Here is a 19,952-nt window from a genome sequence, read left to right on the forward strand (position 1 = left end):
CAATAAAAATATCGAGGAAACACTATGCGCCAAATCGCGTGGATCATCGCCGCGACGCTCGGACTCTCCATGGCTGCCTGCGGCGGCGGAGGCGGAGGCAGCGACGCACCGGCAAGCACCGCTGTATCGGCTACCCCAGCGAGCAGCACCACGTCGTCGACCGGTTCGAGCACTACCACGAACACCAACGGCACGAACTCCAGCACCTCGTCAACCAACGTGCTGGCAGCGGACGCAACCGCCGTGCCGACGACTGCCGGCCTCACCAACACACTGGCGGTCTCGGTGTCGGGCACCGGCATCCATAATCAGCCCATGGTCAGCGTCACGATCTGCGGCAGCAACACGGGGGCCTCGGGTAACTGCACGACCATTCCGAATGCGATCGTCGATACCGGTTCGTACGGGCTGCGCCTGTTCCGCTCGGTCATTCCGGATGCGACATTCAATACGCTCGCAGCGGTGCCGGATTCGTCCAACCAGACGCTCGCCGAATGTGCCGGCTTTACCAGCGCTTACGGCTGGGGCACGGTGCACCTCGCGGACATCAAACTGTCCGGAGAAACCGCAACCGCAGTGCCGATTCACGTGTTGCAAGACCCGTCACTGACCACCGCCGTACCGAACACCTGCAAGTCCGGCACCGCGCTGACAACACCGGCCGCGCTCGGCGGAAACGGCATCATGGGCATTGGTGTGAATCTGCAGGACTGCGGGACCCCGTGCGCACTGGGGCTGGTATCCGGTGTGTATTACACGAACGCCGGCGCCGTCACGACGGTGCCCGTCAACCAGCAGGTGGCCAACCCCGCCGCGATGCTGGCGCAGGACAACAACGGCGTGATCCTGGAAATGGCGCAGGTCGCCGACAGCGGCAGCGCGACAGGGAGCGGCACCCTGGTGTTCGGCATCGATACGCAGAGCAACAACACGCTATCGGGTGCGGGCGCAACGCTATTCCCCAACGCGGCCGGCGGCAACTTCACGGCGGCCTACAACGGCACCACGTACACCAACGAAGCGTACTTCGATTCGGGATCGACCGCCCTGTTCCTCCAGGATACGTCGATTCCTCACGACGGCAGCAGTCTGCTCTATATACCGACCACCACGCAGGGCCGCACTGCTACGCTAAACGCCAGCGGTTCGAGCACTGTGACGCTCGGCTTCAACATTGCAAACGGGAACACGCTGAGTACGTCGGGCAACAACGCGTTCAACGACCTCGGCGTGTACGCAACAGGTGCGCTCGACTTCGGCCTGCCGGCCTTTTACGGACGGCATGTGTATTACGGCTTCCAGGGTCGCACCTCCACGGGCGGCGGTACCGGGCCTTACGTCGCTTATGTTTCGAACTGAGAACTGAGTCGCGTTTGATGGATTGATGATTTAACGCTGCGCGTTGGCGGGTCCAGCGGGATTCGCCAACGCGCGGCGCTACGGATGATCGGGCGCTCGCAATCAATCGTATTGCATGCGGTATTATGGTCAAAGGATTTAACATTCTCCGGTATTCTCCGGAGTAAAAACTCCACCGCTCCCTCCATCAGCAGCATCAGGTTCTCTGACGCCGGACGCGCATGAAACGAGGTTTTTACACGATCATTGCCGCGCAGTTCTTCTCATCGCTTGCCGATAACGCGTTGCTGATCGCGGCCATTGCCCTGTTAGCGGAGCAGCATGCGCCGCCGTGGATGACTCCCGTTCTGAAGCTGTTCTTTGTGCTGTCCTATGTCGCGCTGGCGGCATTCGTGGGCGCGTTCGCCGATGCCTTCCCTAAAGGCCGCGTCATGTTCGGCACCAATCTGGTCAAGGCAGCGGGTTGCCTCGCTATGCTGGCGGGCATTCCGCCGCTGATCTCATATGGCGTCGTGGGTCTGGGCGCGGCCGCCTACTCCCCGGCCAAATACGGCATTCTTACCGAGCTGCTACCACCCGACAAACTGGTCGCCGCCAACGGCTGGATGGAAGGCACCACGGTGTTGTCGATCGTCCTCGGCACCGTGTGCGGCGGCATCCTGATCAGTCCGCATATCGTGCATCACCTGCTGCACAAGGCGCTGCCGTTTGCGGACCATGCGGCGAGGCTGGCGATCGTCTTTATTACGGCAATCTATGCGATTGCCGCCCTCTTCAATCTGCGCATTCCGGACACCGGCGTTCGTTACCCCCCGCAGCAACACGGTCCCATTCGCCTCGTGCAGGATTTTGCCAACTGTTTTACGGTGCTGTGGAAGGACCGGATTGGACAGATATCCCTCGCGGTGACCACCTTGCTGTGGGGTGCCGCGCAGACATTGCAGTTCATCGTCCTGCAATGGGCTCAGCACTCGCTCGGGTTGTCGCTCTCGCAGGCTTCGATATTGCAGGCGTTTGTCGCGATCGGCGTCGCAATCGGCGCGGTTGTCGCGGCAGCGAAAATTCCGCTTCGACGGGCGTTAAATACGCTACCCGTGGGGCTGGCGATTGGCGCAGCAATCCTGCTCATGGCTTTCTTCTCGCGTGATCTGTTCCCCGTTGCATGGGTCATCCACATCGGCCACTTGCATATACCGGCCTATATTGCGGTAGCGTGCCTGTTCCTTGCGTTCATCGGCGCGCTATCCGGGTTCTTTGTCGTGCCGATGAACGCCGTGCTGCAACACCGCGGGCATGTCCTCCTTTCGGCTGGACATTCGATCGCCGTGCAGAACTTCAACGAGAATCTGTCGATCCTCGTTACCCTGTGCCTGTACACGGTGCTCGTGTGGTTTCACATTCCCATCACGACGATCATTGTCATTTTCAGCTCGTTTGTGATCGGCGTGATGTTATTGATCATGCGGCGGCATCGGGCGAATCAGTTGCGCGATCAGGCCATGCTTTGAAGAGATCCCAAGGACGGAGAATACGATGACGACCGAAACGTGGAACGCGGTAGACGACTACTTTTCGCGCGGACTGGTCAAGTCCGACGCGGCGCTCGACGCAGCGCTGCAAGCCAGTTCGCGGGCCGGCTTGCGTGCAATCAACGTGGCGCCCAACCAGGGCAAGTTTCTGCACCTGCTGGCGAGAATCCACGGTGCGCGCAGGATTCTGGAACTCGGCACACTGGGCGGATATAGCGCCATCTGGCTCGCTCGCGCGCTGCCCGAAGGCGGCTCGCTCATCTCGCTCGAAGCCGATCCGGACACCGCCGACGTGGCGAGGAAAAATATTGCCGTGGCGGGCCTCGCCAGCAAGGTTTCAGTGATCACCGGGCTGGCCGCGGAAAGCCTCGAACAGATGATTGCCAGCAAGACGCCGCCGTTCGATTTCATCTTTCTCGATGCGGACAAGGTCAGCTACCCAGAGTACCTGCGGCTCACATTGCAGCTATCGCGGCCAGGCACGGTTATCGTCGCAGACAACGTCGTACGTAACGGCAAGGTAGCCGACATGGCCAACGACGAGCCCGACGTTATCGGTGTGCGCGAGTTTTTCGACATGCTTGCCGCTAACCCGGAAACGGATACGACGGCGGTGCAAACGGTGGGCGCGAAAGGTTGGGATGGTTTTTCGATTACGATCGTTTCGGCGCCGCCGGGCATTACGGACTCTCGTACGTCGCGCTGACCGTGGACCCCGGCAATCCTGCGTCGCAAACGGTGATCGGGGCGAACAAGGATCAAGGACCGGGGTGAGGACGCGGGGCACAGCCGCCGTGGCGTCCTGAGCCGCCCGGCACTTGCACAATCGTTCAAGACAACTCCCGCCGCCGGGCCTACCATCCCGGGTTGATGCCTCATCGCAGGCAGCGGCTTCAGCAAAGGATGGAGAAAGACATGGACATTGGCTTTATCGGTCTTGGCGTCATGGGACAGCCCATGGCGCTCAATCTGGCTCGCGCGGGTACCAGACTGATCGTATGGAACCGCTCGGGCGAGCGCAGCGAACCGTTGCGCGCGGCGGGAGCGACGCTTGCCAGCCACCCTGCGGAGGTGCTCCGGCAAGCCCCTGTGGTAATCCTGATGCTGGCCACCGGCGAGGCAATCGACGCCGTACTCGGCCGCGGCACGCCGGCGTTCGGCGACAACGTCGCACAGCGCACCATCGTCCACATGGGGACCACTTCGCCCGAATATTCGCGTGGCCTCGAAGCCGCGATTCGCGAAGCCGGCGGAAGCTATGTGGAAGCCCCGGTCTCCGGCTCGCGCAAGCCTGCCGAGGCCGGACAGCTTGTTGCGATGCTTGCCGGTGATCCCGCCGCCATCGAGCGTGTGCGTCCCCTGCTTAAACCCATGTGCCACGAGACGATTGTGTGCGGCGCCGTTCCGAGCGGACTGCTGATGAAGCTCGCGGTCAACGTGTTTCTGATCACCACGGTCACCGGCCTCGCGGAGGCAGCGCATTTCGCGCAGCAAAGCGGCCTGGATATGCAGCAGTTTCGCGCCGTCGTCGACGCGGGTCAGATGGCAAGCAGCATCTCGCGCGTCAAAGTCCTCAAACTGGTGACGCGCGATTTCGATGTGCAGGCCTCTATCACCGATGTGCTAAAGAACAACCGGCTGATTGCCGAAGCCGCGCGTGAGGCCAAAATCGCGTCGCCGCTTCTCGACGTCTGCTATGCGCTGTTCGGTGAGACGCTGGCGCTCGGACACGGCCACGAGGATATGGCGGCTGTGGTCCACGCAATCGAGGCCAGAACCGAATCCGGCGCGTAACCGGCTTCGCGTTCCAGAGCCTCCGTCCGGGTCCGGCGTGAGCGGCGCGAGCGGCTATGAGCGGCTATGAGCGGCTAGCCTAGCGCCTCGGCCCATTTCGCCGGCGTAAGGCCATAGGCACGCTTGAACTGCCGCGACATATGACTTTGATCGGCGAAGCCCGCATCGAGCGCGGCGTCCCTGAGACTCGCGCCGCCCTTCACCGCGCGGCGCAGTTGATCCAGTTGACGGTGGGTCCGAAAGTGGCTCGGGCTGGTTCCAAAAGCAGCGCGAAACTGCCGCGCCAACGCCCAGCGGTCAAGACCCGCCACGCGTTCAAGCTCGTCCATCGAATGACGCACGGCCGGCGTGCCGGCGAGCAGATCCCGCACTTGCACGAGACGCTCGAGCGCGAGCGGAGCGGGCTTCTTCTGCGGATCGGCTGAAGCATGCACGAGTAACCTGGCCAGCGACGCTATCAGATCGACGCGGGCAAGATCGTCGATATCCTCGTCGATGTCCCAGACATCGGTCACGTCGAGAGCGGCCAGACGACGCGCATCGACCACCGGATTTGCAACGAACGGCAGCGGCTGACCATGCAGCGCCTGCTGAACCAGCGCCGGATCGACGTACACCATTCTGTAGCTGAAACCTTCTTCGGTTCCGGCGCTGCCGTCGTGCGTTTCGTCGGGATGAAGAATATGGCATTCGCCTGGCAGGCAGTGCCAACGTTGCCCTCTGAAATTGAAGGTCTGCACGCCGGAGATCGTCAGGCCGATTGCATACGTGTCGTGACGATGCGGCGAAAACGGCCGGCCATGGAAGCTCGCTTCCATGCGCTCGATGCCCTCTGCACCGATGCCATTCCTGATGCGGTCTCCTGCGGCCATGTCGTTTCATCCTTGCTGTGCCGTTTGAGGCGGCGGCTCTGGCTTGCCGGGCAATCTTAGCACTCGACGCGAGCGGGTGTCTGGCAGGGAATTCGTCCGCCTGGTCGCCTGCAAAGCCACAAAAGGATAGTTTTGTTCAATACGCATCACGCTGCCGCCCGCTACCTTCGGAGCTCGAGCATTCCGAAACAATCAACAGAGGGCAACGGATGAGCGTCATTCTCTCCATGGCAGCGTTTTCGCTGGCTACATCGATTTCTCCCGGGCCGGTCAATATCGTCGCGCTCAGCACCGGCGCTCAATACGGGCTCGGGGCAAGCCTGCGGCACGTCACCGGCGCGACCCTGGGCTTTACGCTGCTGCTCCTGCTGACAGGCTTCGGTCTGCACGAACTGCTCAACCACCGGCCGCATCTCACCGAGCTCATTCGATGGGCCGGCGTGGCGTTTCTGCTCTTCATGGCCTACAAGCTGGCCACAGACGACGGAAGGCTCGCAGACGCCCAGGCCCAGCGAGGCCAAGCACCATCCCTGCTATCCGGAGCAGCCATGCAATGGCTCAATCCCAAAGCCTGGCTCGCATGCGTCGCCGGCATGGGCGTCTACGCGGCCACCGGCGGGCGCACCGAGGTCTGGCACTTCACGGCCATCTACTTTGTGATCTGCTATGCCTCTATCGCGTGTTGGGCTTATGCGGGGTCATGCCTGCGACATTACCTGAACGATTCCGTACGGATACGCCTGTTCAATCGCGTGATGGCGCTCCTGCTAGCCGGCAGCGCTCTGTACCTGCTCAAAGCCTGAGCCGGCGCGCATTGCGCTCTCCGAACCCGGCATTCACCCGCGATATTGACCGGGTGTCGCCGCGACGAATTTCCGGAAGGTCCGCTGCAAATGGGCCTGATCGGCAAAGCCGGCTTCAGCGGCAACCTCGGCAATTGCACGTCCACGCCTCAGTTGCGCGCGGCTATATTCAACGCGGCTATTCATCAGATACGCATGGGGCGTCATGCCATAGCGAAGCTTGAACGCGCGGATCAGATAGGACGCGGAAAGATCCGCCGCGGCGCAGATTTCATCCAGCAGCAGAGAACGCTGGCAATTGTCTTTGATGTAGTCCGCAGCGCGCGCCAGCCTGCGGTTTTCAGCGGTCTTCAAGACCGGCGCCCGACTGAGTATTCGGTGCACTTGCGCAAAGAAGTCGACAACCGCGCTGTGCCGTTGCAGCGTGTCCGAGTCCGCATCGCTGAGTATGGCGTATAAACCGTTCAAGCCGTGATAAAGAGCCGGTGATGTCGTCAGCGTGGTCGAAAACGCATGAAAATCGCCGCCTTGGTGCATACCCAGATCGCGCTGAAGCTCGCCTAGCCAGACCGCATCTGCGTAAATCATGCGGTATGCCCAGAGCCGGTTGTCGAGCGGATTGCAGGCGTGAACCTGTTCCGGGTTGATGACCACCACCGCCCCCGCACCGATGCGCTCCACCGTCCGTCCGTTCAGATAGGTACTCTCTCCGCCCGTGACAGCGCCGATTGAGAACGTAGCGTGCGCATGTTTGCCGTAGCAAACGCCGCGGCCGTCCTCGATCGATCGCGCTTCGATAAACGGCAACGCGTCGTCGCGCCAGAAGCTCGGTGCGGTCGGTTCGTTCTTCGTCAAGCTCACGCCGTTTGCCATGATCAGCCGTTGTCCAACGTTCGGAATAGAACGAGGATACGACGAAACGAACACGTGTGGATGGAACCGATTAAGTTAACACCAATCCAACGAAGTTAACAGCCCCGTTGTGAAATTTCGCAACATCCCCTGGCGCCCGAATGCGGTTCCTGGCAAGCTATGGAAATCGGCTGCCGTTCTCAGGTTTTTCTCCTGGCGTATCGCCAGCGAAAGTGGTGTAATCGTCACAGTCTGCAGGTTGCCTGGGACTGCCACACTATCCATCCGGATTGGCAATGTCAGGCTGGCGCGCTACTCGCCGCGTCATCACGCCATACCTGAGCGGGAACGCAGCGACATATAGCGGTCATATAACGGCCCCGCCAACAACCATCCTGTTTGATTTAAAGAGTGGAGGTACCCCATGTCGACCCATGCACATTCGCGCGAGGCAAGTGCTGCCGAACGATTTGTTCGTGCAACCAGGCAAGTAGATATTGCGTTTCGCGTGGTGAGGGGAGAAGATATGCCGCAAAGTCGGCAGATCGAGCATTCGCTGGCATTGCGCCAGCTCGAGCAGGCATTGGACGAACTCGCAGAGGCTCAGGATTATTTCGACTCGGCTGTCGGAAAGATCGCACCCAAGCCGAAGCGCACCAACTGATCCGGCTGCCCCGCTATTGTTTCCGGCTTATCAGGAATCATGTCTACCACGATTGAACGGCTTGAAGGCGAAGCTCGCGAGCGTCTGATCCGCTGGATTCGCCATCGTATGGACGAGTTCGGTATTACCTTACCCGCCCTCGCGCAGTCTCTCGAATCGGATCGCGAAGAGGAAGAGGCGGTGGTTTACCGCGACGCGTGGGGCAACACCTGGAACGGCCGCGGCGATCTGCCCGAGTGGTTGCAACGGGCTGTTGCCGCCGGTCAGAGCATCGAGCATTTTCGCTGCTAACCTGGCATACCCGCTGGCACCTCCGCTGACGTACCCGCAGGCAATCCAGCGGACGTCTCCCCGGGCGTCTCCCACCCCAAGCCCAGACTCTTCTGCAGCGCGACGTAGTCCTTGATCAACTGCGCGTCGCTCTGAATCCGGTTCTGTTCCGCCGAATAGCGGGTACGTTCGGCATCTAGCCAGTCCAGCGCCGTGGTCGTTCCTGCCCGATAGCGCTGCTCGGTCAACACGGCAGCATGCGTCGCCGAGTCTTCCACCTCGCGAAGGCTCAGCGCGTTTTCGCGCTCGTGCCCATAGCGCGACAGCGCCACATCCGCATCCTTCAGCGCACCCAGCACGGTGTTTTCATACTTCGCCTCAGCCTCGTCGCGCCCGGCCTTCGCCTGATCGACGCTCGCCTGGGTGCGGCCGAAATCGAGCACGTTCCATTGCAGGTACGGCACGCCCAGCCATGTGTAGTTGCTCTTGCGGAACAGATGTCCCGGCTCGGCCGCGCTAAAGCTCAGATCGCCAAATAGCGTGACCTTCGGAAACCAGTCCGCTTCATGCTCGCCGATCTGCGCGTTCTGCGAGGCAAGCCGCCGTTCGGCCGCGCGAATGTCGGGACGCTGACGCAGCAAGCGCGCAGGGTCACCCACGGCCACGCTCGCCGGCAAGGTGGGGAGCGGCTTCGGCGCGGCCAGTTCGGCATCCAGCGCACCGGGCTCGCGCCCCGTCAGCACGGCCAGTTCGTCGAGCGATTCATCGACCTGGGCGTCGAGCGGAATGATGCTCGCGAGGGTGTTCTCGACCTGCGAGCGAATCCGCTCAACGTCGAGATCCGAGGCGACGCCGCGCGCGCGCCGCTGTTCGGTAAGCGTGAGAATGCGCGCTTCGAGATCCGCGGATTCATGCGCAATAGCCACGCGTTGCTGCTCGTCGCGCAAGCCGACATACGCCTGGGCGACTTCGGCAGCTAGCTGTACATGCGAATCCGCGAGATCCGCTTGCGAGGCGTCCGCCTCCGCCGAAGCGGCCTCAATAGCCCGTCGCGTGCCGCCGAAAATATCGAGCTCCCAGCTTGCATCGAAACCCGCGAGATAAAACCCGATCGGCCCGCCGCCGCTCGACGCTGCGCTTTCCGAGCCTTCGAGCGACTCCAGATTGGGAGAACGCGAGCGCAGGTACCCGGCGCTCGCCTGAACTTTGGGCAGCTCGTTGCGCTGCTGCGCCGTAAGCCCGGCGCGCGCTTGCCGCACGCGCGCCTCGGCGGCGTGCAGGTCCGGGCTGTTCCTGAGCGCGGCGTCGACCAGCGCATCGAGTTGCGGGTCGTTTAGCGCACGCCACCACGCGGCGGCGACGGGCGCCGTCGCCACCGTTCCCTGCGGCGCCCGGTTGAACGCAGCGGCGTTTGCCGCGACCGGTGCGGCCTGCGGCGCGCCGTGGTAGTCCGGCCCCACCGTGCAGCCGGCCAGCAGCAGCGCAGCCGCGAGCGGAACCAGGCCATGACCCAGAGCAGTGTTGAATGGCTTCATGTTGTATTTAGTGTCCCGCCGACGGCGTACCGGCAGTCGGCTTCTTCAGGAAGAACGCGAGCGGAATGCAAAGCAGCAGTGCGACGCCGAGCACGTAGAAAGTTTCGGAATAGGTGATGACCGCCGCCTGCTGCTGCATCTGCGCGGTCAACTGGGCAATCGCCTGCAGCTTGGCGTAGGCCATATCGCCGCCTTGCGCGAAAAAGCTCGCAGCGCTGCTCGTCATGTGGTCCTGTCCAATCAGTGAGTTCGCGCTCAATGAATCGCGGATCACGTCTTCGTGGAAAGTATTGCGCCGGTCGATGAAGGTGCCTAGCAGCGCGAGGCCAACCGAGCCGCCCAGGTTGCGCGCCATGTTGTAAAGGCCGGCGGCGTCGCCCGCTTCCTCGCGCGGAACGGCCGCCATCGACGCCTGATTGAGCGGCATCATCGCCAGCACCTGGCCCACGCCGCGCAGCAGTTGCGACCACGTGAAGTCATGGCCGACGCTTTGCGCGGTGAGCGAGATGTCGAGCATGCAGCTCGCGGCGAAGCAGCACAACCCGGCGATCACCATCAGGCGCGTATCCACGCGGCCCATCAGGCGCGGCAGCACCGGCATCAGCAGGAACGCGGGCACGCCGGACACCAGCATCACCGCGCCGGATTGCTCGGCGTTGTAGCCCGAGATGCCGCTCAGGAATTGCGGCAGCAGATACGACACGCAATACAGCCCCGCGCCGACCGTGAAGACGATAAAGATCACACTCGCGTAGCGTGTGTTCTTCAGCAGCCTCAGGCGCACGATAGGCGCTTTCGCCACAACCTGGGCGATCAGCAGCAGGCTGATGCCCAACACCGAGACGATGCTCAACCAGACGATCATCGACGATTCGAACCAGCGCTCGCGCTGCCCCTCTTCGAGCACCACAGTCAGCGAACTGAGACCCGCGGCCAGCCCGACAATGCCGAGCCAGTCGGCCTTGATGAACTGCGCCCAGTCGGTGCGCCCCTTGTTCAGTCCGACGAACAGCAGGGTCACCAGCGCCACGCCCACCGGTATGTTGAGGAAGAAGCACCAGCTCCAGTCGATATTCTCCGCGAGCCAGCCGCCCACCACCGGGCCGAGCAGCGGCCCAAGCAGCACGATCAGGCCGAACATGGTCATGCCGATCGGCATCTGATGGCGCGGCAGGCGCGTTGCCACAATGGTCTGTGCAGTCGGAATCATCGCGCCGCCCACAAAGCCCTGGCCGATGCGCCCCGCGATCATCTGCGGCAGGCTGTGCGACAGGCCACACATGATGGAGAACATCGTAAATAGCGTCGCGTTGCCAAGCAGGAAATTGCGCAGCCCGAACACGCGTGTGAGCCATGCGGCAAGCGGGATCATCACGATCTCGGACATCAGGTAGCCGGTCGAAATCCACGTGCCTTCGGTGCCTGTCGCGCCGATTTGCCCCTGGATCTGCGGCAAGGCCGAGTTCGTGATGGAGATGTCGAGCGTCGCCATCAGCGCGCCCAGCGCCCCGGCGGCCACGGCAATCCAGTCGGATGCGCTGGCGTTGGCGGGATGCGCGGCCTGGGCCGGCGTGCCGGCCATGTCGTTCGGCGGCGTGCCGGATGAAGTGCCGGACGCAGTGCTCGAGTTAGCCACGCCCGTTTTCCCGTTCGATGCGCTCCGCGGTGTCGCGAGCGCTGCGCGTATCCACATCCACGTTGACCGACAAGCCCGGCAGCAACACCTTGCGCGTTTCCGGGCCGGCCGTGATGCGGATTTTCACCGGCACGCGCTGCACGATCTTCGTGAAGTTGCCGGTAGCGTTCTGCGCCGGCAGCAGCGCGAACTGCGAGCCGGTGCCCGGTGAAAAGCTGTCCACCGTGCCGTGCAGATCCTCACCCGAGAGAGCGTCGACACGGATGGTCGCCGGTTGTCCGACACGCATCAGGCCGATCTGCGTTTCCTTGAAATTCGCCGTGAGATACACGTCCTGCACCGGCACGATAGTCATCAGACGCGTGCCCGGCTGCACATATTGGCCGACGCGCACCGTGCGGTCGCCGACGCGCCCGGCGATGGTGCTGCGCAACACCGTGTCCTGAGCGTCGAGCTGCGACTGGCGCGCGCTGGCAAGCGCCGCTTCGAGCTGGGCGCGGGACTGGACGATCTGCGCCTGCAGGTTTGCAACCTGGCGTTCGGCGACCTGCAGTGCCGCGGCGTCCGCAGCGCGCGTCGCACTCGCCTGGCGCGCTGTGTTGCGCAAGTCGGCGACCCGTTCCTCGGTCTCGGCCCCGGTCACGGCAAGCGGCTCGTAGCGCTTGACCTGGGCCGCCGCATGGGCCTCGTTGGAAACCGCGCCGTCGAGCTGGGCGCGCGCCTCGCCGATGCTCGCCTGCTGCTGCGCCAGCTCGGCCTCGCCGCGCACGATATCGGCCTCACGCGCGGCCACGGTGGCGTTGGCCTGTTCCAGCGCAGCCTCGTACTGGCGGCTGTCGAGCCGCACCAGTGGTTGTCCGACGGCAACCGTCTGGTTGTCGCCCACCAGCACCTCAGCAATGTAGCCCGAGATCTTCGGCGCAACCGTCATACTATCGGCTTGCAGGTAGGCGTCGTCCGTGCTCTGGATGAAGCGCCCCACCATCCACCAGCGCACACCCCATGCGGCCGCGGCGAGCAAGGCCAGCAGCCCGGCTGCCATCAGCAGCCGGCGCGCGCCGGGACGGCGAGCCGGGGCCGCGCCTTTGGCTTCATTGACGGGAAGGGTGGCCGACATGACGACTCCAAATTTTTTCCAGTTGATATAATTATTCCAGTTGGAATATTTCTGTCAATTGATATATTTGTGACTCGCTTACAAAAACTTTGAAGGATCAACCGGATGTCCCCTTCCCCGAGGCATCGCCACGCCGTCGACGGCGGCTACCAGCGCGGCGAAGAAACCCGCGCGCGCATCGTTGCGGCGGCGCTCGCCCTGTTCGGCGAACGCGGCTTCGACGGCGCCTCGACGCGCGACATCGCCGAGCGCGCGGGCGTCAACGCGCCAGCCATCGGGTATTACTTCGACAACAAGGAAGGGGTTTACCTCGCGTGCGTGGAGCACATCGTGAAGCGGGTGTGGTCAGTGGTCTCGGCGCCGGTCGAGGCTGCAGAGGCGGTGCTCGCAAGCAACGCCGACGACTGCGCACTCATCGAAGCGTTTTGCGCCATCCAGGCCTGTGTTGGCGAGTTCCTGTTCACCTCGACCGAATCGGAAGACTGGCGCCTCTTCATAGCGCGCGAGCAAGCCGGTCTCGGGCCGTCAGCGGGCTTCGAGATGATCGAACAGAGAATCAGTTTCCGTATGACCAACCTCAATGCGGCAATTGTGGGCCGCTTGCTCGGACGTCCTGCGGACGACGAAGAAACGCTGATACGCACGCTCACCCTGAACGGGCCGATCGCCGCGTTTCACCTGCACGGCCGCAAGTCGTTGCGAGTGTTAGGGTGGGACGGCTTCAATGCCGCCCGGCTGGCAAAACTGATGGGCATTGTGAAAGAACAGACGGTCACGCTGCTGCAAAGCATGGCTGAAATGAGACGCAAGAGAACCGGCACCGCCGCCTGAAGCAGCCCCCTCACCGCCGTGCGTTCGTCACGGCGTCAATACACTCTGCAAAATCGGCCGCCGCCGTCTGCTGATTGCGGCTGTTCCGCTCGACGAGCCCAACTTCGCGTACGAAGTCGGGCTCGCCAAGCGAGAGGGCGGCCACCGTCTTCGGCATAAACAGCCCCGCCGCCTGCGGCACGATGGCCACACCGACGCCTTGCGCCACCAGCCCGACAATGCCTTGCAATTCGTCGAGCTCGACCACATCGTGAACCGTCACGCGGATTCTGCGGAGAAAGCGGTCCACGAGGCGGCCGCCAAATGAATTGCGGTCGTAGCGGATGAAGGGTTCCGATTTGAGCAACGAGCGCCACGGGCGCTCAGCCAGCTCGCGCCGCACGAGCAACACGAAAGGCTCCGACATCAGCGTGCGCCACTTCAGCTCGGCGGGCAGCGCGAACGGCGGTTTGATGATCACCGCCATATCCGTCTCGCCCGAATCCACCTGGGCCAGCAGATTGAGCGACACGCCCGGGATGACGCGAATGCGCCAACCCGGCGCATCCTGGCGAAACCGTTGAATGGCGCTGACCAGAAACGAGGCTTGCGCCGAGGCGATCGACCCTACACGCAGCAAGCCCGATTGCTCCGCCGCGCCGCCCCGGTCGGCAAGGCGCGCATAGACCGAGAGCAGTTCTTCGGCTACGTCGACGGTGTGTTTGCCCGCTGCGTTGAGTGTCGCCGAGCGGCCGGTTCGATCGAACAGCGGATAGCCGAGGTCCTCCTCCAGACGCTGGATTTGCGCGCTCACCGCCGACTGCGTCAAGCCGATGTGCGAACCGGCGCTCGCAAACGTGCCGTAACGCACGACCGCCAGGAAGGTTTTGAGCTCGCGCATCATGATGGGATTGATCGATTTTTTTGTTTCTGAGGGCAAAAATATATCGCTATTCGATTATTTTTGCCATCCCTAGACTGGTTTGCATGACGCGACTTTGAACCCTCTGAGGATCACAGCATGACCGACACGACCACTGCCCTGCCCCCCTTTCACCTTGCCTTTCCGGTTCACAGCATCGCGGCTGCGCGTGAGTTTTACGGCGACCTTCTCGGTTGTCCTGAAGGCCGCAGCGCGGAGGACTGGGTCGATTTCAATTTCTACGGACACCAGATCGTGGCCCATCTTGCGCCGGACGAAATCGGCCACCGCAAGACGAGCGCGGTGGACGGCGACGCGGTCCCGGTCCGTCATTTCGGCGTGGTGCTCTCCATGGACCAATGGCATGCCGCCGCGAAAACGCTCACCACCGCCGGCATGCAGTTCATCATCGAACCTCACATCCGCTTCAAGGGCGAAGTGGGCGAGCAAGCCACCATGTTCTTCCTCGATCCGTCGGGTAACGCGCTCGAGATGAAGGCGTTCGCGAACATCGAGTCGTTATTCGCCAAGTAAGCAGAGCCCTGGGTCCCAGATCCGTTTATCCGTGCGCCGCCCTTCGCGGGCGGCTGAAGGAGTACAAGCGTGAGCGCCGCGATATCCGTCAATGACGCCGCAGAAGCCATCGAACCCGATGCACCCGGATGGACCATCCATGCGTCCGGCGAACGCCTGCTGATCATTGAACTGCAAGACAGGGACCGCGCCGCAGCCAATCGCCGGGCGCGCGATTTCGCGGCGCGGGTGGCGGCCGAAAACCTGCCGTATGTCAGCGATATTGTGCCGGCCATGACCACTGTCGGCATTCACTATGCACCCCATAAGGTTCCAGCGGACAAAGACAGTCACGCGCCTTATGACGCGATCGTGGCTGCGCTGAACCGTCTGTTGAAAACGGTCAGCGAGACCGGCAGCGCAGCGCCGCGCGTGGTCGAGATTCCGGTTTGCTACGGCGGCGAACATGGGCCGGATCTGAGCGAAGTTGCACAGACCTGCGGCCTCTCCGTAGCGGAAGTCGTCGAACTTCACAGCGCGAGCCTCGTGGACGTGATGATGCTCGGTTTTGCGCCGGGACATCCCTACCTCGGCATGCTCGACACCAGGCTGAATCCGCCGCGGCGCGCGACGCCGCGCACCGCCGTCGCCCCGGGTTCGATCGGCCTTGCCAACCGGCAGACGGTCATTTACCCGCTGACGTTGCCGGGCGGCTGGAATCTGATCGGGCGCACGCCGCTCGCCATCTTCGACGCGGCGCGCGAGGCCCCGTGTCTCGTCAACGCGGGGGACCAGGTCCGCTTTGTGCCGATCACGGCGCAGCAGTTCGACACGCTGAGTCACAACGCGGGAGTGTCGCCATGAGCATCGAAGTCGTCAAACCCGGTGCCTTGAGCACGTTTCAGGATCTCGGCCGCACGGGCTATCAGCATCTTGGCATTCCCGTGAACGGCGTGATGGACGAGCGCGCTCATCGCCTCGCCAATGCGCTCGTCGGCAACCTGCCGTCGAGCGCGACGCTTGAGATCACCTTGATGGGACCGGCGCTCAGGTTTCACGAGGAAGCGGTGATTGCAATCAGCGGCGCCGACCTCGGCGCCCAGTTGAATGGGCAGCCTCTTGCAATCGGCCAGATGGTTGCCGTGGCTCAGGGAGGCGAGCTTTCGTTCGGCAAGCGCTCTCTCGGAATGCGCGCCTATCTTGCCGTGCGCGGCGGCTTTGCCTGCGAGCCGGTGATGAGAAGCGCGAGTACCTACACCCGCGGCGGCTATGGCGGCCATGCGGGACGTCCGTTGAAAAAGGGCGATCTGCTTGCGATCGGTCCGGCGGCACGCTCCAGCAAGCTGGCGAAGCTCTCGCAGGCAGCAAGAAGCCTGAGCACGGCGTTCGACGACGACGTCGTGTCAGCACCGGACGCGCCCATCCGCGTCATTCCCGGCCGCGAGTGGTCGTGCTTTTCAGCGCGCGCCCGCGAGGCGCTGAACGGCACGCCGTATCGCATCTCGCCACAGTCCGACCGAATGGGCTATCGCCTCGAGGGCGAGAAGCTCGAACTGACGGCGCCGCGCGAAGTGATATCGGAAGCGGTCGGCTTTGGTTCGATTCAGGTGCCGGCCGACGGTCAGCCGATCATTCTGATGGCGGACCGGCAAACGACCGGCGGCTATCCGAAGATTGGCCATGTTTGCGCAGTCGATCTGCCGCGCCTCGCGCAAACGATGCCTGGTGAAACCATCCGCCTGCAAGTCGTCGATCTAGGCACGGCCCAGCGACTGGCGATCTCTCAGGAACGAAGCTTCGCGGCCCTCGAGCAGCTTTGCCAGGCATCGAACTGACGCACGCCTGTGCCCTCGTGAGCCGGGGCCGGATGACGTAGCCCTGCCGGGCGCCACCGCGCGGTCTAGCCGGACTGCGCAGACAGAATTTCAGGCAATACGTTTTCATATTACTTAATACAACTGAATTATCGCAACACCCAAACATTAATCCCTTGCACGGCACGCGCCATCCACCCTGGAACCGATCATGTCGAACGCCTCAACTGCAAACTTCGATGTAGACACGACGCCTTCAACATCGACGGCACGGCAGGCCGCGCGCAAGGCAGCGATTGCCGCAGCCGCCGGAACGGCCATCGAGTACTACGAGTTCGGCGTCTATGGCTATATGGCCTCCCTGATCGGCCCGCTCTTCTTTCCCGCCGGCAACGCCACGGCGGCCCTGCTCTCGGTGCTGGCGATCTTCGGCAGCGCTTTTCTGATGCGCCCGGTCGGCGGTATCGTGCTGGGCCGCCTCGGCGACAAACTGGGGCGCCGCAGCATACTGCTTGTGACGGTGATCGGCATGGGTATCGCCACCGGGGTGGTTGGGCTGCTGCCTACCGCATCTCTCGCAGGAGGGCTCGCGCCGATCGCACTGCTGCTGGTTCGTCTCGCGCAGGGCTTTTTTGCCGGTGCTGAAGTGACCGGCTCAGCGGCTTACGTCGCGGAATGCGCGCCGCGCGGCCGGCGCGGTTTCTACGGCGCGGCTACGCCGGTGGGCGTGGCAATCGGCGGCGCGCTCGCCGCGGCCGTATGCGGCTTGACCACCGGTTTGATGAGTGCCGCGCAACTGCACGACTGGGGCTGGCGCATCCCGTTTCTGATGGCGCTCCCGCTGGTGCTGGTTTCGGCTTACGTGCGCAAGCGCATCGAAGAATCCGCCGCGTTCAGGAAAAGCCTCGAGAACGGTGAGCCGCCCAAGGCGCCGCTCAAAGAAATCTTCACGCACCACCGCGGCGCGATGCTCAAAGTCTTTCTGATCTCCTTCGGACAGAATGCCGGCTACTGGGTGGGCTTCGTCTTCATGAATATCTACATGATCACCTACCTGAAGTACGACAAGACGAGCGTGTACTGGCTCATGTCGGCGGTCAGCCTCACAATGGCAACGCTGATGCCGCTCTGGGGCGGACTGTCCGACCGCATTGGCCGCCGCAAGGTGCTGGCCGTCGGTTTTGCTGCGTACATCGTGCTGGTCTTTCCCATGATGATGCTGATGAACCACCAGAATGTGGGCCTGGCCTTCCTCGCGATGTTCATCGTCGCGCTGCCCATGCCCATCGTACAATCGGTAGGATACCCAACCTACGCAGAACAGTTTCCCACCCGTGTACGCCATACCGGCATGGCCTTCAGCTTCAACTTCGGCACGATCCTGGGCGGCGGCGTCACACCCTATATCGCCACCGCGCTGATCGGCACAACCGGCAACCTGCTGAGTCCCGCTTTCCTGCTGGTAGGCGCTGCCCTCATCGGGCTCCTTGCGCTGACGAAAACCCGCGAAACCTCCGCTTCGTCATTGCAATAATGAAGCGGAGGAGCGCCGGCCGACCCGTCATCCACCGGCTTCAAAGCAATCGCATCGGGAGTCTGTTCCATGAAGCACCTTACTCGCACGCCGTCTGAGAGCTCGCCGCCGGGCGCATGGGCGCTCAGCCCTCGTGGCGCCCGCGAGCGTATCCGCGCCGGCTTCAACGGCAACACCAGCGGCATGGCGCCGGGTTACGCGCAAGGCAACCTGGTCATCTTGCCTCAGGCATGGGCAGAGGACTTCGCAGGGTATTGCCGCGCCAATCCCACGCCCTGCCCGCTGATCGGCATGACGGAGCTCGGCAAGAGTCTGGTTCCGATGCTAGGTGACGACGTGGACTTACGCACGGACCTGCCGCGCTATCGGATATGGCGCGATGGCGTGCTGGTGCAGGAACTCGATGACATCTCGGCGATCTGGCAAGAGGACTTTGTCGGCTTCGTGCTCGGCTGCTCGCTATCGTTCGAGCACGCGCTCGAGTCGGCCGGCCTGCGCGTACGCCACGTCGACGAGGGCAAGATCGTCCCCATGTATCGCACCTCCATCCAGACGCAACCGGTTGGACGGTTTCGTGGCCCGATGATAGTCTCGATGCGACCTTACACGGCCGAGGAGGCGGCCATCGCCTACGAGGTCTGCGCACGTTTGCCGGGCGCACATGGCGCCCCCGTCCATATGGGCGATCCTGGCGCGATCGGCATTCGCGACATCGCCATTCCGGACGAGGGTGAGCCGACGGACATCCTCGAGGGCGAACTACCCGTGTTCTGGGGCTGCGGCGTGACGCCACAAGCCGCGGCCATGGAGGCACGGCCGCCCATTTGCATTACGCACTCGCCGGGCCATATGCTGATCTGCGATGTACCGGTGGAAGAGCTGGTGCTTATCTAGGCTGAGCTTGCACGAGGCGCGCCAAGCCGGCGCCAGGGCGATCCGGCTCGCGCGCTTGTGACTTAAAGCACGGCAATCCGCGCGCGGAAGTGCTCCGTCCCGGCAACGATTTTGTCCAGCACTGCATCGAGCGCCCAGAAGCGTTCGCGCACGTCGTAGTCGATCACGCGGCAGCGGATCGAGCCGAACGTACCGATACGCTGGTGGTACATCTTCGCGAGCGCCGGGTAACCCAGCGCTTCAGACACCGCTGTCACAACCAGGAAAGTCGACAACTCGTCGGCCAGCGCCGGATTCCGTGCGCTCTCGCTGCGCAGCCACTGGTACAGATCGGGGTGGAAGTTGGTGAAGACGCCGTTGAAACCCGCCGAGCCGGCCTTCATTGCATCCCATGCGATTGCGGCGTTCGCATTCAGTATCTTTAGCGGCGAACCTTCGGCCAACGCAACGCGCCGCTTCACGGTGCGCAGATCGCAACTCACGTCCTTGAGCATCACAAAACGGCCGGTGTCGATACAGGCTTTCAGCTCATCATCGGAGAGCAGACGTCGATACGGCGCGGGACACTCGTAAAGCCCGAGGGGAACCTCGGACGGCAAACGCTCGAGCAGTCGTCGCAGGTTGGCGAGGAAGGTATCCGTGCCCTCGCGCTTCGGATCGAGCCGGTTCGTGACCAGTACAACGCCTTGCGCCCCCGATGCGGCGGCGGCCGTCAGTTCCTCGGCCTGTGCATCGGGATCGTCGCTGATATGACCGGATGCGACCACCGGCACTCTGCCGGCCACCTTGTCGACCACGAAGCGTGCAAGCGCGGCCCGCTCGGCGAGACTCAGAAACTGCATTTCACTCGACTGCGCGACGGCGAACAACGCATCTGCGCCATATTGCAGATACCACTCGATCAGGCGTTCGAGCCCGGCATAGTCGATTGCGCCGCTGTTGTCGAACGGTGTCAGCATCACCGGAACAATGCCCTCGATAACACCCGTGGGCTTCGAAGTATTACCCATCAACCTCTCCTCAAAAGATTCGCT

The 19,952-nt window shown here is 62.9% G+C and carries 20 protein-coding genes; 13 read left to right on the forward strand and 7 right to left on the reverse strand.

Annotated features, from left to right (window positions below):
- Positions 1 to 24: 24 nt before the first annotated feature.
- From FFS45_RS01845 to FFS45_RS01860, 4 genes are all read left to right on the forward strand, one after another.
- The gene (locus FFS45_RS01845) at positions 25 to 1,359 is read left to right on the forward strand and encodes a DUF3443 family protein (RefSeq protein ID WP_137952957.1); all 1,335 of its coding nucleotides are present in this window, start codon (positions 25 to 27) and stop codon (positions 1,357 to 1,359) included.
- A gap of 221 nt (positions 1,360 to 1,580) precedes the next feature.
- Positions 1,581 to 2,867, forward strand: coding sequence for a lysophospholipid transporter LplT (lplT, locus tag FFS45_RS01850; RefSeq protein ID WP_137952958.1), 1,287 nt, complete (start codon positions 1,581 to 1,583; stop codon positions 2,865 to 2,867).
- A gap of 25 nt (positions 2,868 to 2,892) precedes the next feature.
- A complete protein-coding gene (locus FFS45_RS01855; protein ID WP_137952959.1) occupies positions 2,893 to 3,594 on the forward strand; it encodes an O-methyltransferase in 702 nt (233 codons plus the stop codon).
- Between the two features lie 164 nt (positions 3,595 to 3,758).
- On the forward strand, positions 3,759 to 4,682 hold the full coding sequence (locus tag FFS45_RS01860) for an NAD(P)-dependent oxidoreductase (RefSeq protein ID WP_137952960.1): 924 nt from the start codon (positions 3,759 to 3,761) through the stop codon (positions 4,680 to 4,682).
- A gap of 74 nt (positions 4,683 to 4,756) precedes the next feature.
- Here FFS45_RS01860 and FFS45_RS01865 read toward each other — a convergent pair whose 3' ends face one another.
- Positions 4,757 to 5,554, reverse strand: coding sequence for an AraC family transcriptional regulator (locus FFS45_RS01865; RefSeq protein ID WP_137952961.1), 798 nt, complete (start codon positions 5,552 to 5,554; stop codon positions 4,757 to 4,759).
- A 209-nt stretch (positions 5,555 to 5,763) separates the two neighbouring features.
- On the opposite strand from FFS45_RS01865, the gene FFS45_RS01870 reads away from it, so the two are divergent.
- Positions 5,764 to 6,357: a LysE family translocator gene (locus tag FFS45_RS01870; protein ID WP_137952962.1), complete on the forward strand. Its 594-nt coding sequence runs from the start codon at positions 5,764 to 5,766 to the stop codon at positions 6,355 to 6,357.
- A gap of 33 nt (positions 6,358 to 6,390) precedes the next feature.
- Here the strand turns inward: FFS45_RS01870 and FFS45_RS01875 are convergent, their stop codons facing one another.
- Positions 6,391 to 7,230 (reverse strand): AraC family transcriptional regulator, encoded by an 840-nt coding sequence (locus FFS45_RS01875; protein WP_137952963.1) that lies wholly within the window; start codon positions 7,228 to 7,230, stop codon positions 6,391 to 6,393.
- Between the two features lie 403 nt (positions 7,231 to 7,633).
- On the opposite strand from FFS45_RS01875, the gene FFS45_RS01880 reads away from it, so the two are divergent.
- Together FFS45_RS01880 and FFS45_RS01885 are read left to right on the forward strand one after the other, a co-directional pair.
- On the forward strand, positions 7,634 to 7,873 hold the full coding sequence (locus FFS45_RS01880) for a hypothetical protein (RefSeq protein ID WP_137952964.1): 240 nt from the start codon (positions 7,634 to 7,636) through the stop codon (positions 7,871 to 7,873).
- Between the two features lie 39 nt (positions 7,874 to 7,912).
- Positions 7,913 to 8,164, forward strand: a complete 252-nt coding sequence (locus FFS45_RS01885) for an H-NS family nucleoid-associated regulatory protein (protein WP_137952965.1) — start codon at positions 7,913 to 7,915, stop codon at positions 8,162 to 8,164.
- Here FFS45_RS01885 and FFS45_RS01890 read toward each other — a convergent pair.
- From FFS45_RS01890 to FFS45_RS01900, 3 genes are read right to left on the reverse strand one after another with little or no spacing between them, the layout of a single operon-like run.
- Positions 8,161 to 9,678: an efflux transporter outer membrane subunit gene (locus tag FFS45_RS01890; protein WP_137952966.1), complete on the reverse strand. Its 1,518-nt coding sequence runs from the start codon at positions 9,676 to 9,678 to the stop codon at positions 8,161 to 8,163. The two genes, FFS45_RS01885 and FFS45_RS01890, sit on opposite strands and share 4 nt — an antisense overlap.
- Before the next feature lie 7 nt (positions 9,679 to 9,685).
- Entirely contained in the window at positions 9,686 to 11,260 is a 1,575-nt protein-coding gene (locus FFS45_RS01895) for an MDR family MFS transporter (RefSeq protein WP_137953104.1), read from the reverse strand.
- 46 nt (positions 11,261 to 11,306) lie between these two features.
- Positions 11,307 to 12,431 carry an HlyD family secretion protein gene (locus FFS45_RS01900; RefSeq protein ID WP_137952967.1) on the reverse strand — a complete coding sequence of 375 codons (1,125 nt, stop codon included), beginning with the start codon at positions 12,429 to 12,431 and terminating at the stop codon, positions 11,307 to 11,309.
- A gap of 105 nt (positions 12,432 to 12,536) precedes the next feature.
- Between FFS45_RS01900 and FFS45_RS01905 the strand changes: the two genes are divergently transcribed.
- On the forward strand, positions 12,537 to 13,262 hold the full coding sequence (locus FFS45_RS01905; protein ID WP_137952968.1) for a CerR family C-terminal domain-containing protein: 726 nt from the start codon (positions 12,537 to 12,539) through the stop codon (positions 13,260 to 13,262).
- A gap of 10 nt (positions 13,263 to 13,272) precedes the next feature.
- Here FFS45_RS01905 and FFS45_RS01910 read toward each other — a convergent pair whose 3' ends face one another.
- The gene (locus FFS45_RS01910) at positions 13,273 to 14,145 is read right to left on the reverse strand and encodes a LysR family transcriptional regulator (RefSeq protein WP_137952969.1); all 873 of its coding nucleotides are present in this window, start codon (positions 14,143 to 14,145) and stop codon (positions 13,273 to 13,275) included.
- A 117-nt stretch (positions 14,146 to 14,262) separates the two neighbouring features.
- Between FFS45_RS01910 and FFS45_RS01915 the strand changes: the two genes are divergently transcribed.
- The 5 genes from FFS45_RS01915 to FFS45_RS01935 all read left to right on the forward strand — a co-directional run bounded on the left by FFS45_RS01915 (position 14,263) and on the right by FFS45_RS01935 (position 18,918).
- Positions 14,263 to 14,697, forward strand: a complete 435-nt coding sequence (locus tag FFS45_RS01915) for a VOC family protein (RefSeq protein WP_137952970.1) — start codon at positions 14,263 to 14,265, stop codon at positions 14,695 to 14,697.
- A gap of 69 nt (positions 14,698 to 14,766) precedes the next feature.
- Entirely contained in the window at positions 14,767 to 15,540 is a 774-nt protein-coding gene (gene pxpB / locus FFS45_RS01920) for a 5-oxoprolinase subunit PxpB (protein ID WP_249362541.1), read from the forward strand.
- Entirely contained in the window at positions 15,537 to 16,511 is a 975-nt protein-coding gene (locus tag FFS45_RS01925) for a biotin-dependent carboxyltransferase family protein (protein WP_137952971.1), read from the forward strand. Before pxpB ends, FFS45_RS01925 begins: the two co-directional genes overlap by 4 nt.
- Before the next feature lie 190 nt (positions 16,512 to 16,701).
- Complete coding sequence (locus FFS45_RS01930) at positions 16,702 to 18,024, forward strand: MFS transporter (RefSeq protein WP_137952972.1); 1,323 nt, start codon at positions 16,702 to 16,704, stop codon at positions 18,022 to 18,024.
- 69 nt (positions 18,025 to 18,093) lie between these two features.
- Positions 18,094 to 18,918 carry a putative hydro-lyase gene (locus tag FFS45_RS01935; protein WP_137952973.1) on the forward strand — a complete coding sequence of 275 codons (825 nt, stop codon included), beginning with the start codon at positions 18,094 to 18,096 and terminating at the stop codon, positions 18,916 to 18,918.
- Between the two features lie 62 nt (positions 18,919 to 18,980).
- On the opposite strand, the gene FFS45_RS01940 is transcribed toward FFS45_RS01935, so the two are convergent.
- Positions 18,981 to 19,928 (reverse strand): dihydrodipicolinate synthase family protein, encoded by a 948-nt coding sequence (locus FFS45_RS01940; RefSeq protein WP_137952974.1) that lies wholly within the window; start codon positions 19,926 to 19,928, stop codon positions 18,981 to 18,983.
- Between the last annotated feature and the right edge of the window lie 24 nt (positions 19,929 to 19,952).

Source organism: Burkholderia sp. 4M9327F10, from assembly GCF_005503145.1.
GTDB lineage: Bacteria > Pseudomonadota > Gammaproteobacteria > Burkholderiales > Burkholderiaceae > Paraburkholderia.

What these genes read in the sequence shown, in the direction of transcription:
- FFS45_RS01900 (WP_137952967.1), bottom strand. Translation starts at nt 12,431, where the DNA reads ATGTCGGCCACCCTTCCCGTCAATGAAGCCAAAGGCGCGGCCCCGGCT.
- FFS45_RS01890 (WP_137952966.1), bottom strand. Translation starts at nt 9,678, where the DNA reads ATGAAGCCATTCAACACTGCTCTGGGTCATGGCCTGGTTCCGCTCGCG.
- FFS45_RS01860 (WP_137952960.1), top strand. Translation starts at nt 3,759, where the DNA reads ATGCCTCATCGCAGGCAGCGGCTTCAGCAAAGGATGGAGAAAGACATG.
- FFS45_RS01930 (WP_137952972.1), top strand. Translation starts at nt 16,702, where the DNA reads ATGTCGAACGCCTCAACTGCAAACTTCGATGTAGACACGACGCCTTCA.
- FFS45_RS01855 (WP_137952959.1), top strand. Translation starts at nt 2,893, where the DNA reads ATGACGACCGAAACGTGGAACGCGGTAGACGACTACTTTTCGCGCGGA.
- FFS45_RS01910 (WP_137952969.1), bottom strand. Translation starts at nt 14,145, where the DNA reads ATGATGCGCGAGCTCAAAACCTTCCTGGCGGTCGTGCGTTACGGCACG.
- FFS45_RS01845 (WP_137952957.1), top strand. Translation starts at nt 25, where the DNA reads ATGCGCCAAATCGCGTGGATCATCGCCGCGACGCTCGGACTCTCCATG.
- FFS45_RS01895 (WP_137953104.1), bottom strand. Translation starts at nt 11,260, where the DNA reads ATGGCCGGCACGCCGGCCCAGGCCGCGCATCCCGCCAACGCCAGCGCA.
- FFS45_RS01870 (WP_137952962.1), top strand. Translation starts at nt 5,764, where the DNA reads ATGAGCGTCATTCTCTCCATGGCAGCGTTTTCGCTGGCTACATCGATT.
- FFS45_RS01940 (WP_137952974.1), bottom strand. Translation starts at nt 19,928, where the DNA reads ATGGGTAATACTTCGAAGCCCACGGGTGTTATCGAGGGCATTGTTCCG.
- FFS45_RS01875 (WP_137952963.1), bottom strand. Translation starts at nt 7,230, where the DNA reads ATGGCAAACGGCGTGAGCTTGACGAAGAACGAACCGACCGCACCGAGC.
- FFS45_RS01905 (WP_137952968.1), top strand. Translation starts at nt 12,537, where the DNA reads ATGTCCCCTTCCCCGAGGCATCGCCACGCCGTCGACGGCGGCTACCAG.
- FFS45_RS01925 (WP_137952971.1), top strand. Translation starts at nt 15,537, where the DNA reads ATGAGCATCGAAGTCGTCAAACCCGGTGCCTTGAGCACGTTTCAGGAT.
- FFS45_RS01885 (WP_137952965.1), top strand. Translation starts at nt 7,913, where the DNA reads ATGTCTACCACGATTGAACGGCTTGAAGGCGAAGCTCGCGAGCGTCTG.
- lplT (WP_137952958.1), top strand. Translation starts at nt 1,581, where the DNA reads ATGAAACGAGGTTTTTACACGATCATTGCCGCGCAGTTCTTCTCATCG.
- FFS45_RS01935 (WP_137952973.1), top strand. Translation starts at nt 18,094, where the DNA reads ATGAAGCACCTTACTCGCACGCCGTCTGAGAGCTCGCCGCCGGGCGCA.
- FFS45_RS01865 (WP_137952961.1), bottom strand. Translation starts at nt 5,554, where the DNA reads ATGGCCGCAGGAGACCGCATCAGGAATGGCATCGGTGCAGAGGGCATC.
- FFS45_RS01880 (WP_137952964.1), top strand. Translation starts at nt 7,634, where the DNA reads ATGTCGACCCATGCACATTCGCGCGAGGCAAGTGCTGCCGAACGATTT.
- FFS45_RS01915 (WP_137952970.1), top strand. Translation starts at nt 14,263, where the DNA reads ATGACCGACACGACCACTGCCCTGCCCCCCTTTCACCTTGCCTTTCCG.